Annotated in this window: 14 protein-coding genes; 7 read left to right on the top strand and 7 right to left on the bottom strand. The window is 70.8% G+C overall.

Annotated elements, in window-relative coordinates; genetic code table 11:
• Window positions 1-10: 10 nt before the first annotated feature.
• The 4 genes from ACZ63J_RS38825 (at window position 11) to ACZ63J_RS38810 (ending at window position 2,092) form a co-directional block, all read left to right on the top strand.
• A complete protein-coding gene (locus tag ACZ63J_RS38825) occupies window positions 11-247 on the top strand; it encodes a hypothetical protein (RefSeq protein ID WP_465439851.1) in 237 nt (78 codons plus the stop codon).
• Window positions 248-355: 108 nt separating this feature from the next.
• Complete coding sequence (locus ACZ63J_RS38820; RefSeq protein ID WP_465407633.1) at window positions 356-565, top strand: DUF2795 domain-containing protein; 210 nt, start codon at window positions 356-358, stop codon at window positions 563-565.
• 56 nt (window positions 566-621) lie between these two features.
• Window positions 622-1,758, top strand: coding sequence for a glutathione-independent formaldehyde dehydrogenase (locus ACZ63J_RS38815; RefSeq protein ID WP_465407631.1), 1,137 nt, complete (start codon window positions 622-624; stop codon window positions 1,756-1,758).
• A 40-nt stretch (window positions 1,759-1,798) separates the two neighbouring features.
• A complete protein-coding gene (locus ACZ63J_RS38810) occupies window positions 1,799-2,092 on the top strand; it encodes a pyridoxamine 5'-phosphate oxidase family protein (protein ID WP_465407629.1) in 294 nt (97 codons plus the stop codon).
• 110 nt (window positions 2,093-2,202) lie between these two features.
• On the opposite strand, the gene ACZ63J_RS38805 is transcribed toward ACZ63J_RS38810, so the two are convergent.
• Genes ACZ63J_RS38805 through ACZ63J_RS38790 form a run of 4 tightly spaced genes read right to left on the bottom strand, consistent with a single transcriptional unit; the run spans window position 2,203 to window position 4,928 of the window.
• Window positions 2,203-3,102: an MBL fold metallo-hydrolase gene (locus tag ACZ63J_RS38805; RefSeq protein WP_465407627.1), complete on the bottom strand. Its 900-nt coding sequence runs from the start codon at window positions 3,100-3,102 to the stop codon at window positions 2,203-2,205.
• On the bottom strand, window positions 3,086-3,946 hold the full coding sequence (locus ACZ63J_RS38800; RefSeq protein WP_465407625.1) for an alpha/beta fold hydrolase: 861 nt from the start codon (window positions 3,944-3,946) through the stop codon (window positions 3,086-3,088). Before ACZ63J_RS38800 ends, ACZ63J_RS38805 begins: the two co-directional genes overlap by 17 nt.
• Window positions 3,943-4,593, bottom strand: coding sequence for an alpha/beta hydrolase (locus ACZ63J_RS38795; RefSeq protein ID WP_465439849.1), 651 nt, complete (start codon window positions 4,591-4,593; stop codon window positions 3,943-3,945). Before ACZ63J_RS38795 ends, ACZ63J_RS38800 begins: the two co-directional genes overlap by 4 nt.
• Entirely contained in the window at window positions 4,578-4,928 is a 351-nt protein-coding gene (locus tag ACZ63J_RS38790; RefSeq protein WP_465407622.1) for a VOC family protein, read from the bottom strand. Before ACZ63J_RS38790 ends, ACZ63J_RS38795 begins: the two co-directional genes overlap by 16 nt.
• 1,331 nt (window positions 4,929-6,259) lie before the next feature.
• On the opposite strand from ACZ63J_RS38790, the gene ACZ63J_RS38785 reads away from it, so the two are divergent.
• Window positions 6,260-6,682 (top strand): tautomerase family protein, encoded by a 423-nt coding sequence (locus ACZ63J_RS38785; protein WP_465407620.1) that lies wholly within the window; start codon window positions 6,260-6,262, stop codon window positions 6,680-6,682.
• Window positions 6,683-6,692: 10 nt separating this feature from the next.
• Here ACZ63J_RS38785 and ACZ63J_RS38780 read toward each other — a convergent pair whose 3' ends face one another.
• The 3 genes from ACZ63J_RS38780 to ACZ63J_RS38770 form a co-directional block, all read right to left on the bottom strand.
• A complete protein-coding gene (locus ACZ63J_RS38780; RefSeq protein ID WP_465407618.1) occupies window positions 6,693-9,446 on the bottom strand; it encodes a helix-turn-helix transcriptional regulator in 2,754 nt (917 codons plus the stop codon).
• Between the two features lie 122 nt (window positions 9,447-9,568).
• The gene (locus tag ACZ63J_RS38775; protein WP_465407616.1) at window positions 9,569-10,252 is read right to left on the bottom strand and encodes an alpha/beta fold hydrolase; all 684 of its coding nucleotides are present in this window, start codon (window positions 10,250-10,252) and stop codon (window positions 9,569-9,571) included.
• Window positions 10,253-10,353: 101 nt separating this feature from the next.
• Window positions 10,354-11,235: an alpha/beta fold hydrolase gene (locus ACZ63J_RS38770; RefSeq protein ID WP_465407614.1), complete on the bottom strand. Its 882-nt coding sequence runs from the start codon at window positions 11,233-11,235 to the stop codon at window positions 10,354-10,356.
• A gap of 193 nt (window positions 11,236-11,428) precedes the next feature.
• Between ACZ63J_RS38770 and ACZ63J_RS38765 the strand changes: the two genes are divergently transcribed.
• Together ACZ63J_RS38765 and ACZ63J_RS38760 are read left to right on the top strand one after the other, a co-directional pair.
• Window positions 11,429-12,124: an RNA polymerase sigma factor gene (locus tag ACZ63J_RS38765; protein WP_465407612.1), complete on the top strand. Its 696-nt coding sequence runs from the start codon at window positions 11,429-11,431 to the stop codon at window positions 12,122-12,124.
• An 11-nt stretch (window positions 12,125-12,135) separates the two neighbouring features.
• The coding region (locus ACZ63J_RS38760; RefSeq protein ID WP_465439847.1) for a hypothetical protein at window positions 12,136-12,889 on the top strand (754 nt) is incomplete at its 3' end.

The following is a 12,889-nucleotide window of genomic DNA, read 5'->3' as shown; positions in this document are numbered from 1 at the left end:
GGGGGGTTCGATGGCGGGTAGCCGACACGTGCGCGTACAGGTGTGCACCCGAGCGGTCGAGTTTCCGACCGAGAACGGCCACGAGGAGCTGTCTTACGCTGGGGTCGCCCTGACGCGGGTCGACCGCGGCCAGGTGACCGAGTGCGTGTGGCTGCCCACCGGCACCGCGCCCAGCTATCGCGACGACGAAGCGCTGATCGCCGCGTGGCACGCCGCGCTGCAGTGGTCTCAGGAGCCGAATCCCTGAACAATGCCCAGTTCAGCGGCCGGGGGAGGCCCAAGCGGCCGGATGCTCGTGTGGACCGTTCGCCCCCGGGTAACCCAAGCGGAAGCCCGACAACGGAAGGAGCGAACCGTGCACGACGTCCGCGACTACCTGACCGAGGTCGAATACCCGTGCGGCAGGCGAGAACTGCTTCGCAGTGCCGCTGCCCGAGGAGCGGGCGAGGACGTCCTCGGCCACCTCGGGAAGCTGCCCGAGCAGGAATACGCCGACCCCGACGCCGTCCGTGTGCTGCTCGGCGCCGACGTCGACCCGCACCCGCAGCGGCGCGGCGGCGCTTGAACGTGTATCCGCCTCCTTCCCGGGTAGCCGATCGGAACCCGAGAAGGAGGACCGGTATGAAGGCAGTGGTCTACCAGGGCCCGCGCGAAGTCGAAGTCCGCGAGGTCCCGGACCCGAAGATCGAGCAGCCGACCGATGCGGTCGTGCGCATCACGACGACGAACATCTGCGGCTCCGACCTGCACATGTACGAAGGTCGCACCAACGTCGAAGAGGGCAAGATCCTCGGGCACGAGAACATGGGCATCGTCGCCGAGGTCGGGGCCGGCGTGACGCGGATCAAGGTCGGCGACCGGGTGTCGGTGCCGTTCAACATCGCCTGCGGCACCTGCCGCAACTGCGGCGCCGGCTGGACGTCGTTCTGCGAACGGGTGAACCCGATCGAGGGAATGGACGGCGCGGCCTACGGTTACGCGAACATGGGGCCCTACGACGGCGGCCAGGCGGAGTACCTGCGCGTGCCGTACGCGGACTTCAACCTGCTCGACCTGCCGGCCGGCACCGAGCACGAAAACGACTTCACGATGCTGTCGGACATCTTCCCCACCGGCTGGCACGGCACCGAACTGGCCGGCATGCAGCCCGGTGACCGGGTCGCGGTGTTCGGCGCGGGACCGGTCGGGCTGCTGGCTGCGCACAGCGCGGTGATCCGCGGCGCGTCCGAGGTCTACGTCGTGGACAAGGAACACGACCGGCTCGCGATGGCCGAGAAGATCGGCACCGTCCCGATCGACCTGTCCGAAGCCGACCCGGTCGAGCAGATCCTCGCGGCCACCGGCGGCGCGGGCGTCGACTGCGGCGTCGAAGCGGTCGGCTACCAGGCGCACGACCACTCGGGCGAAGAACACCCGGAGCTGGTGCTGGACAACCTGGTCAAGGTCGTCCGCTCGACCGGCGGGATCGGCGTGGTCGGCGTCTACCTGCCCGAAGACCCGGGTGCGGCGACCGCCCCGGCGAAGGAGGGCCGGATCGGCTGGAACTACGGCAGCTTCTTCATGAAGGGCCAGCACATGGGCACCGGGCAGGCGCCGGTCAAGCGCTACAACCGGCAGCTGCGCGACCTGATCATCACCGGGAAGGCCAACCCGTCGTTCCTGGTGTCGCACGAGCTGACGCTGGAGCAGGCCGCCGAAGGCTACGAGAAGTTCGACCGCCGCGACGACGGTTGGACCAAGGTCCTGCTGCGCCCGTGACCGATTCTCTTTCGCCGAAACACGATCGTGAGGAGTTGCCGTGCCTGCTCGTACCTCGGACGGCCCGAAACTGATGCCGGAGACCGAAGAACTCGCCACCGGCAAGAACTTCGCCGCCGTCACCACGGTGCTGCCCAGCGGACGGCTGCAGACGCAGATGATCTGGGTCCACGTGGAAGACGGCGAGCGGGCCCGCCGCCAAGTCGACGAGCTCGCCCGCAAGTACACCGGCGAGGACTACCCGCCCGAGCAGATCAAGTCCGAACGCGTCATCCTGCGGGTGACCCCGGAGCGGCAGACCTTCATCGACCAGAGCAACGGCGTCGCCGACTGATGACCGAAACACGCGCCGAACGGTAACCAGGAGCGATTGACGTGCAGGGTTTTCGCCTCCTTCCGGCCGCGGAGTCCGCCGCGCTTCGAGCACCAGGTCGAGCAGATCGGTCATGCCGGGTCCGACCCGGGTGCCGTCCATGCGGCGACGATGTTCTGCACGGGGTCACCGCCGGCGCGGGCGAGGTAGAGCGAACGCGCGCCGACCCACACCATGGTCGTACCGAAGCGGTAGCCCGGATGGCGCTTCAGCATCGCGGTGAAGAACGCGGCCGGGGTGTCGTTGGTCGCCAGTTCGGCCTCGGCGTCGTCGAGGTACTGACGGGTCTCGGCGACGATCCGGGCCGCGTTGTCGTCGAGACTCTTGTCCTGGTGGCCCGCGACGATCCGGCTCGGCGTCAGCACAGCGACGGCGTCGATCGCCTTGCGCCACGCATCGAGACCATCGCCGAGCGCTTCGCCGAGGTACAGGTGCACGCCGTTGTAGAGCACGTCTCCAGCCACCACGAGGCCGAGGTCGGGCACGTGCAGCACGGCGCAGTCGTCGCTGTCGGCGTGCCCCACCTCGATGATGCCGAGGTCGTGCCCCTCGAGCGTGATGTGCTCAGCCGGCACGGCGGTGACCGAGGCGGGCGGGATCAGGCCCGGCCACAGCCGGTCCCAGAGCACCTCGCGGGCGGCCACGCTGCCGTGCATCTGCGGGATCGTGCCGGCGGAGGCCACCACCTGGGCGCCGAAGCGCTCGGCGAGCAGCCCGGAGGTGAACCAATGGTCGCCGTGGCCGTGGGTCGCGAAGACGTGTGTCAGCCGTTTGCCCTTCGCTTCGACCCAGTCCCCCACCGCCCTCGCCTGGTCGGCGCCCATCGGCGGGTCGACGAGCACGGCGTCGGCCTGTCCCTCGATCAGGGTGCTCGCCGAGGGCTGGAAGAAGTACGATTCGCCGTTGGGCAGTAGCCCGGGGACGGCCATCGGCAGGGGGTCGGACACGAACACGTCACAGCTGAGCGACATGGGTTGCTCCGTCCTGGTCGAGGAATCGCGTCACATCTGCGGCGAACTCCTGGTGGTGCTGGAACAGGAAGCCATGTGCCGCGTCGCGGTAGATCTTGAGTTCGGCCCGCGGGATCAGTCCCGTGAGCAGATGCGAATAACGCGGGAGGATCATCGGGTCGCTGTCGCCGTTGGCGACGAACACCGGAACTTCGATCGCGGTGACCCGTTCCAGCCGAGAGTAGTCGGGGATGCCCCACGCACAGACGGCGTCGTACTGCGCCTGTCGCGTCTGCCACGTCGTCGGGGTGTCCGGGTCCGCGCGGGAAAACATGCGGTTCAACGCCTTTTCGCCCGCGCCCCGGCTCTCGGCGGAACCGGTGTAGAAGACATCGAGGACCCCGCCCGGGTTCAGTTCACGCCCGCCCACCGCGTCGATGACCCACGTCGCCCAGCCGTGCATGCCGGGCGCGCCCCGCGGTGCGGCCGAAGCGAGGACGATCCGCCGGACGAGCGCCGGCCGGATCAGCGCGATCTCCTGGGCGACAAAGGATCCCAGCGAGAAACCCAGCACGTCGACCAGCTCGAGGTCCAACGCCTCGACGAAGGCGATGGCGTCCTGCGCCATCTGCGCGGCCGTGGCGGGGGTGCTGCCGCTCGACGCGCCGACGCCGGCGTTGTCGAACGCGATGACACGCCGGCCGCCGGCCAGGGCGTCCACCAGGGCCGGGTCCCAGTTGTCGAGGTTGCCGCGGAAGTGGATCAGCAGGACCAGTGGCACTCCGCCGTCGCCGACCTCGCGGTGGGCGTACTCGATGCCGTTGGCGGCAGTGACTTTCTCGGTCGCTGCCTCGGTGTAGCTCATCGGATCACCTCTTTTGCCTGTTCGTGGAGCCACGTCCGCGCGTGCGCAGTCCAGGTCGCGGCCTCGCCGGCACCGCGGGCGAGCCCGAGGCTGTGCGGGCCGTGCGCGAACACGTGCACCTCGTGGGGAATGTCGGCGGCCGCCAAGGCCGTGGCGAGCCGGTAGGTGTGCTCGGGAAGGACGTACGGGTCTTCCGCGGCGTGCCAGAGGAAGAACGGCGGCGCCCCGGGTGTGACCAAGGCGTCCAGTGACGTCGACCGCCGCAGTTGCGGGCTCGCGTCCTCGCCCAGCAGGATCAGGCGGGACGGCCGGTAGGTCTCCGTCTCCATCGACGTGATGGCGTAGCCGAGCAGGGCGAACTGGACGGATTCCTCAGGCGTGGCGCCGGGTGCGAGCGCGGCCAGCCCGGCCAGGTGCCCGCCCGCCGAGAACCCGACGAGCCCGATGCGCTCCGCGCCGTCGGCGCGCTGGCGGCGGATCTCGGCGCGCAGGGCGTCCAGTGGCGCCGGATGCCGGACGTTCAGCGGATAGCGGAATACGCTCGCGCCCAGGCCGAAGCCGCTGAGCCACTCGACGATCGGCTCGGCCTCGTGTGCGGCGTGGTCTTCGTACCCGCCACCGGGCAGGACGATCAGCTGCGTCGCCACCCGGCGTCCCCTTCCCTCAGAGGGGTCAGGTCGAACTCGTTGCCCTCGACGTCGGCGAAGGTCGTCCGCAGGCCGTCGTCGGCCGGCCTCAGCGCGCCGAGTGACAGCAGACGTGCGGCCTCGACCTCGAAGTCGGGCGTGATCAGGTCGAACCGCAGCCGGTTGCGGTTGTACTTGCCCTGCGGCGTCGAACAGAACGCCGGCCGCAGCGCGTCCGTGCTCAGGGCGACGCGGTCTTCCCCGACGACCTCGCCGCCGACAGTGCTCGCCCGGAACCGGGCGACCGGCGGCACGCTGATGCAGTCCGCGGTGATGCCCCGAAGGCGGCTCGTCATGGCGCGAAGCAGACCACGGCCGCCGCGACGGGGACACCACACAAACAGGTGAGGCACCCGCGACCGCACGCCGAGCTCGCCGAACACCGCACCAAACGTGCGTCCCGATCGTGTTCACAGAAACGCCCAGCTCCCCGACAGCGGCCTCGCCCTGCGCTCGGCCTGCGTCAGCGCGGCCCAGCCGGTTCCACCGCGAGTCACCGCGCACGGCGCAGGCCCGCCTGGTGTCCTGCAGCGCCTCCAACGGCCAGGTGGCGCCGGCGTCGTGGTAGATCTCCCAGGCGCGGTCGAGCAGTTCCGCGCTTTCGCGACGGCACTCGGCGCATCAGCACGGCGCCGAGGTCCTCGTACGCTCCCGCACGCAGCATCGGCCGGGGACCGCCGGCGAGGACTTCGGCACCGCGTTCCGGCAACGCGGCGCCGGCCACGCCGGAGACAGCCGGATTCCGCGCGGCACATCGGCGAGCGTGAGCACCCCTTCGGTGAATTTCCGGTCTCCGGCCCGGCAGCCCCAGGTGGGCGAGCGTGCGCAGCCAGCCGGACTTCCAAGGCCGCGGGTCGCGCACCTCGCGACCCACGAACACCGACGGGGACAACAGATCCACTGTCGCGTCAACTCGTCGTCGGGCGTGACGGGTCCGGCTTCGGTGTCGTCGAACCGGGCCAGGTGGTAGTCGAGCCGCTGGCAGTAGATCAGCGACACGAAGATCGCTCCCCGGTCGAAGCCCAGGTCCCGGTGGGCGGCCGGCGGCATCACCTCAGCGTCGGGGAACCGGTCGAGATGCTGCAGCGGTAGGCGTACTCGACGCCGTCGGCCGCGGGGATGCGGAGGTTCGGCGCCGAGGCGTAGCCGGCATCGCGCTCGCGCATCGCGACTTCCCTCCCCGGCTCGATGGCCACGCCCTCGGGGCCGACGGTCTGCCGTCCGGGCCGATCGCCGGGGACATCACCTGAACACGTGGTATCGGCGGCCGTGCCGGAGCGGGCACGCTGCGGGCGGCGGAACCTGGACCACCTGGAAGCGAGGACCCCCGAATGGCGAGGTACATGCTGCTCATCCACACCGATGACGCACAGTTCGCCGCCCACCCGAAGTTCGGGAAACGCTGAGAAAGGACCACGTCGTCTTCGGCGAGGAGTTCGGCCAGGCCGTCCTGGCCGGTGGCGGCATCGTGCCGTGGGCGCGTACCACCTGATCGAGGCGTCCGACCTCGACACGGCAGCCGAGGCCATGGTGTGCGGCCGAGCCGTTGACCCGCCGCGGCGTGCGGCATCACCCGGTGCGCCCGCGCCACCGATCTTCAAACACCGACCCAGAAGGAGAACCCGCCATGCCGATGATCGACGTCTACGTTCCCGAAGGTCTCATCGCCGACAAGGAACGGCTCGCCCAGCGGGTCGCCGAGACCGTCATGCGCTGGGAGAAGGTCCCGAACATCCCCTTCTTCCTCGACAACACCGCCGGGTTCGTGCACGAACTGCCCGCCGGCAGCCACGCCACCGCCGGTGGGACCACGCGGCACGTCCGGGTCCAGGTCGTCACCAACGCCGGCGCGCTCGACCGCGAGCAGCAGCTGGGGCTGGTCAAGGACCTCACCGCGCAGGTCGCCGCCGCGGCGGGCGATCCCGGCCTCGCCGACCGGACGTGGGTGCTGCTGACCGAGGCGGTGCCGGGCGGCTGGGGCATCGCCGGGCACTCCTTCACCAACGACGAGATCGTCGCCCACGTTCGCACCCTGCTCGGCAAGTCCTGAGGTTCGCCGCCTACCGGCCGGCCCCGGCGCTCTCGGCGCGCAGCGCGTTGGCCAGCTGTACCCGCGACTGGATCCCGAGCTTGCCGAACACCTGACGCAGGTGCGACCCGACGGTGTTGATCGACACTCCCAGTTTCGCGGCGGCGGACTTGTTGGTGTACCCGTCGGCGATCAGCTCCGCCACGCGTCGTTCCGCATTGGTCAAAGCGGCCCAGCCGGTGTCGGGCCGCCGGGTCGCGGCTGTCCACTTGGACCGGTGGACACCGGCCTCACGCATGACACGCCGCACGTCGTCGCGGTACACCCGGGCGTCGACGCCGTGATAGCCGTCCCACGCGAGGTCGAGCTGGCGCAGTCCCGCTTCGCGGTCACCGTGCGCGAGCAGGGCTCGGCCAAGGCAGTTCGCTCCGTACGCACGCAGCAGCGGACGTGGGCTGTAGGTGAGCACCTGCGCGGCCTCGGTGATCATGAGCAGGTCGCGTTTGCTGCGCCCTCGGAGGTTGAGGGCGAGGCCTTCGAAGCTGGGGACACCGGGGTTGCGCGAGGCGGCCAGCTCGGCCACCTGGACGATGGTTTCGGCGAAGTCCGCGTCTCCGGCCTCGGTGCCCAGCTCGAAGAACAGGGCCATCCAGCACGGCCACAACGGCCAGTAGCTGCTCGCGTGCGCGGCTCCGGAGGCTACCGGCCCGAGGTGCTCGAGCGCGGAGCCGAGGTCGCCCTGGCTCGCGGCGAGCCAGCCGCGCACCACGGACAGGCCCGGGCGGCACACCTCGCTGTCGGCCCCACCCAGGCGTTCGGCGGTTTCCAGGCGGGTGGCGGCGATCCGGGTGTCGCCACGGAACAACGCCACGCACATCTGCACGATCAACGCGTCCAGGGCGTGCAGATTGCTGCCCAGCTGCCGGCCGAGCTCCAGCAGCGCGCGGGCGCCCGTTTCGGCGTCGTCGGCGCGGCCGAGGTTGAAGTCCTGCCAGATCTGCGCGCAGTGCAGCGCCGGCAGCACCTGCTTGGTCATGCCGCCACTGCCCGACCGAACCTCGTCGAGCAGGGTCTCGGCGTGGTCGTAGCGGTCGAGGAACTGGAGTGTGGTGATCTCTTCGGCCAGGTACCGGGGCCCGGTCAGCAGGCGGAGCTCGCGGAAGCAGCGGAGCGCGTCTTCGTGACGGCCCTCGTTGCGAGCCGCTTCGCCGCACGCGTGCAGGGCGATGGCCACCGCTTCGGGATCACCGCTGGCGCGGCCGCGCTCGAGTGCGTCCGAGGCTTCCCGTGCGGCGGCCCCGCCGGGCAGCAATCGGCTGTAGGCCAGCGCCCGGGCAGCGCGCAGCCGCGCGTCAACGGTGGGAGCGAGCGAGTCGTCGACGGCGATGACCCGCTCGACGCGCGAGACCAGCGAGCCGAGGTTTCCGCTGAGCCACATCGCCTGGGCGGCCTGGGCCTCCAGCTCTCCGGCGACGTCGCGCTCGTCGATGCGGGCCAGCATCAGGTCGGCCACTTCGAGCGCCTCGCTCGCCCGCTGTGTTCGGCACAGCACCGCCAGGCAGCGGCGCCCCACCCCCAGCCACTGATCCTGGTCGGGGCGGACCGTCCGGAAAGCGAGCGTGGCCAGGTCACCCGCGTCCTCGGGGCTGACGGCACTCAGGCGTTCGGCCGCGGAGCTGAGGATCACCGCGCTGGTGACGTCGCCAGTCGTCGCGGCCCGGCGGGCGTGGGCCGCGGCGGCCAGGAGGTCGCCGTCCGGTTTCAGGTGGTACTCGGCGAACTGCCGGTGCAGGGCGCGCACGTCCTGGCCCGGCATCGCCGCGAGGATCGCCTCGCGGACGAGGTCGTGAGGCGGTGCGAGGGTCGCGCCTTCGGCCAGGACCAGCCCGCAGCCGCAGGCTTCGCTCTCGGCGCCCCGGCCCGGTCCTGCCCGGTCCGGGAGCAGTTCGGCGGCCTGCTGCAGGGTCAGGGGCCTCCCGGCCACCGCCACCAAGCCCACGAGGTCGCGTGCCTCGGGACTCAGCTCGGCGAAGCGCCGGGCGATGGCGGCGCCGAAGCGCAATGCGACCGTGTCGCGCTGTCCCAGCGCCTCCGCACGCACCACGTCGTCGAGGAGTTGCGCGGCCAGCAGCGGATTGCCGGCGGAAGCGGCCAGGTACTCCCGTGTGCGCTCGTCCGGAACGCGCCCGAGCCGGTCCTGGGCGACGGCAGCCAAGTCGGAGAGCGTGAGGGGCGGCAGCCGGATGTGCTCGACGAGGGTCGGCTCGGCCGCGATCGGCAGTTCGTTCAGCGCGTCGTCCTCGCGGCTGGCGAACAGCCACACGACGGGCAGCCCGATCAACCGGCCGAGCAGCGTCCGGACGAGGAACCGGCTGACCTGGTCCGCCCACTGCCAGTCGTCCAGCGAAACGAGCAGAGGCCCCTCGGCCGCGGCGTGCTCGAAGCCGGCCGCGATCCGTTCGGCCAGCAGAAGCGGCCGGTCGGCCAGCTCGAGGACCCGTTCGTACTCGTCGGCCGCGACCAGCGGCCTCGGCCCGGCGCGCAGCAGGGAGATCACCGGCGCGCCGGGGCTGACCTGTCCCATCGGATCGCAGCCGCCCGAGGCCACGGCGGCTCGCATGCGGGCCGCCTGACGGTGCATCTCGCCGAGAAAGGCCGTCTTGCCGATGCCAGGCGGCCCGCTCACCACGAAGAGGCTGCCCGCTCCGTAGCGGCACGCACTGCGTACCGCGGCCAGGACGTGCGCCGCGGGCTCGCTTCGGCCGCGCAGCGGTACCGGATGCACGCGAACCACCTTCTGCCTGGGCACTCCACCGGCCATGCCAGCCGTCATGACGGCACTGATGCTCTCACGCGAGGACCGGTCGTGGCGGCGGAGTCGACCCGAATGGCGCCGGCTCCGGCACGCTACTCGAGCGTCTTCGCGGCCTCGCGGATGACGTCAAGGACGGCTCCCGGCTGCGAGAGCATCGGGACGTGGCTGCTGTCGAGGGCGAAGGTCTTCGCGCCCATCCGATCGGCGCCCGCCCGCTCCAGCTCCGGGTTCACCGTCCGGTCCTGGTTGCCCACGATCGCCCAGCTCGGCTTGGTGCGCCAGGCGGTGCCGGGCACCTGCTGGTCGAACAGATCGGGGACCGGCACGGCGCCGGTCGCCAGCACGAGCTGCTGCTCGGCCGCCGGCAGGTCGCCGCAGAAGTGGCCGATACCCGACTCCTTGAGGTAGATGCGGCCGTCGACGACCTCGATGTGCTCGAACACCGGCGTGCGGTCGAACTTGTCCTGCTGTTGCTGGGAAGTCTCGTCGTCGTCCGGGGAGAGCGCGCAGATGTAGACCAAGGCGCCCACCCGGTCGTGCACGCCCGCTTTGGTGATCAAGGTGCCGCCGTAGGAGTGGCCGACGAGCACGACCGGGCCGGCGACGTGGTTGATCGCGCGCGTGACACAGGCGACGTCACCTTCGAGCGAGTCGAGCCCGTGCTGCGAAGCGAAGACCTCGTGGCCTTCGGCCTGGAGCGACGGAATGAGCTTGGCGAAGCACGAGCCATCGGCCCACAGGCCGTGGGCGAACACGATGCCGGGCTTGTCGGACATGAGTTCTCTCCTTCGCGGATCCGATCGACTGCGGGGCACTTCCAGCATTGCCCGCCCCGACGGCGAGGTCCCTCACCTGTTCAGGTGATGCCGTCGCGCGCTCAGGCGGGCCCGGGCAGCGAACGCGCGAACGCGCGGATGGCCCCGGCCACGGCGAACGGCTGTTCTTCGGCCACCCAGTGGCCGCTGTCGGGCACCACCGCGGTGCTCACCTCCGGTGCGCCGGTCCGGCGGATGCCGTCGGCGACCTCCTCCAGAAGGGTCGCGTGGGAGAACTCCGCGAAGGCCAGCCGGATCGGCGGCGCCATCGGGGCAGTGAGCGACCGGTTCGCGAGAACGTCGACCGGGAACGCGCGAAACATCCGGAACCCGGCGGCGAGCCGCGGGGCCGGGTCGTAGCCCCGGGCGTAGATCGCGACGTCCTCGTCGGCAATCGCTTCAGAGTGCGCGGCGAAGCGGTCGAGGTAGCTTCGGAAGTACTCTGCCTGCCGCCCGCAGACCAGCGTCTCGGCGATGCCCACACCGTCGTCGAGGTCTTGGTGGAACTTGACGTGCCAGTACGCCGAAGACGCCATGGTGTCGTCCCAGCCCGCGATACCCGGCAACGGCGTGTCGAGGACGATTAGTCCCGCCAACGTGGCCGGGTGTCGCCTCGCCAGCGCGTACGCGACCATGGCGCCGATGTCGTGGCCGACGACCACGGGCGAGCCGATCCCGAGCTTCGCCAGGGCGCCGCGGAGGGACTGGGCGATGGACGCCTTGTCGAGCGGGCAGCCGAAGTTCGAGGATCGGCCGACTCCGGGCAGGTCGAAGCTGATGACTCGGAAGCCGTCGAGCAGCGGCACCACCCGCCGCCAGGCGTGCGAGGTTTGCGGCCATCCGTGCAGGAGGACGAGCGTGCGCCCGCCCGCCCCGGCGCACGTGTACGCCCAGCGGGCCCGTCCGGATTCGACCTCGCCCTCGTCTCGTGAGCTTGGTGGCATGAGCGACCTCGCAGCCCCGGCGGGAAATCGACCGATACGCGCATGTTCGCACCGAACGGCGCGGGGTTCTCTCATCGGAACAGGTGAGGTGACCACGACCCGCGCCAGGTCGTTTGACGGATTCCGCGGCCACGGCATCCGGCTAATAGCTGTTCCGATTGCCGGCGTGCCGCCCGAGCCGAGGGGACGACGAGTGAACGACCGCGAGCTGACACGGCGCGCCCGGGCCGGCGACGTCGCGCGCTGGGCATACTGCTTCAGCGACACCACGCGGCGATGCGCGCAGCCCCTGGCGATCCTGGGGCACGGCCCCGACGTCGACGACGCATTGCAGGATTCCGCCGTCACGGCTCAGTGCCGCATCGGCGACGTCCGAGATCCACCGCGACGGGTGCGTGGCTGCGCGCCGTCGTGCGCAACACCTGCCGGATGCAGTTGCGACAGTGCCGGCGAGGTGCCGTTGTCCGAGAGCGTGCTGCCGCCGCCGGGCCAGCCGGTTCCCGGGCAGCACGCCGAAACCCACGCGCCACGTGACTGGATCTGGACGGCGCTCGACGAGCTCTCCCCTCCCCTGCGACTCGTCGTCCTCCTGAGGTACTTCAGCGGCGTGACCGGCTACGGCCAGATCGCCGCGCTGTGCGAACTACCGGCCGGCACCGTTCGCAGCCAGCTGCACCAGGGCCGGGCCAAGCTGGCCTCCGCCCTGTTCGCCGCCGCCGACCGCGAGCACGACAGCGCAGCCAGGCGGAGCCGGGCGACCCGGGCTCGAGCAGGTCGCCGACGGCGTCCCACGAGAATCATGACCAGCACATGCTGTCGGCTTCTGTGCTTCGATGGCACCGGAGGTGGTGCACGGTGGCTCGGGGGCTTCGCCAAGCACGACGGGTGAAAGTCGACGAAATGATCAGAGAGCGGCTCGGTGACGAGCTGCTGGCCGAGCTGACGGCGAACCTGTGGATCGTCGACTGCCAAACGTGCGACCGGCCCCTGGGATGGCGGCGCCCGGCACTGGTGATCACCGAGCACAACAGGGTCGCGGAAGCCACGCTGCACCACGCCGGATGCCAAGCCTCCCGGTGGGAAGCGGTGGAGCAGTTGCCGCGGTTCGCGCTTTCGCCGAGCTGGCGATCCGGCGGATTCGCGTTTCCCGAAACGGGCCTGCTGGTCTGCATGGTCAACCCGACGTGCGAGGCCGCCCTGCTGGCCGCCACCGAGGACGGCTGGCGGCTGGGCAGCCTGGACCTGTACCTGCGGGCAGGCATGCAAACCGGCAGCCTCGACCCGCTCCCCGTGCCCCCGGGTCTCACCGCGACACTCGCGGACGGAACCCTGACGGTGTCCTTCGAAGCCGACGGCGTCGTGCTCGCGCAGTGGTGGCTCCCGTCGGAGGCGGACCGGCTCGTCGACCAGGCACGCACCGTGCTGCTGTGCCTGACCACCGCAGCCGACGTCACCACCGGAACCACCGTGGCCCTCCTCAAGTCCCTCGTCGACCAGCGCCGGGCAGTGGTGGCCGCCGTCCAGGTGGACGACACGACGACCGACGACGGCGGCGGGGGGGACGAAGGCGCCGCCGCCACGCTCGTCACCGCGGGCGGTGCAACCGCACACCCCCAGGATTTGGTACACCAACAAAAACAAGGTGTCTTGTCTC

The sequence above is a fragment of the Amycolatopsis sp. NPDC104863 genome (assembly GCF_055582965.1).
The sequence above is the reverse complement of the archived record's forward strand: the minus strand, read 5'-3'. Positions and strand labels throughout refer to the sequence as shown.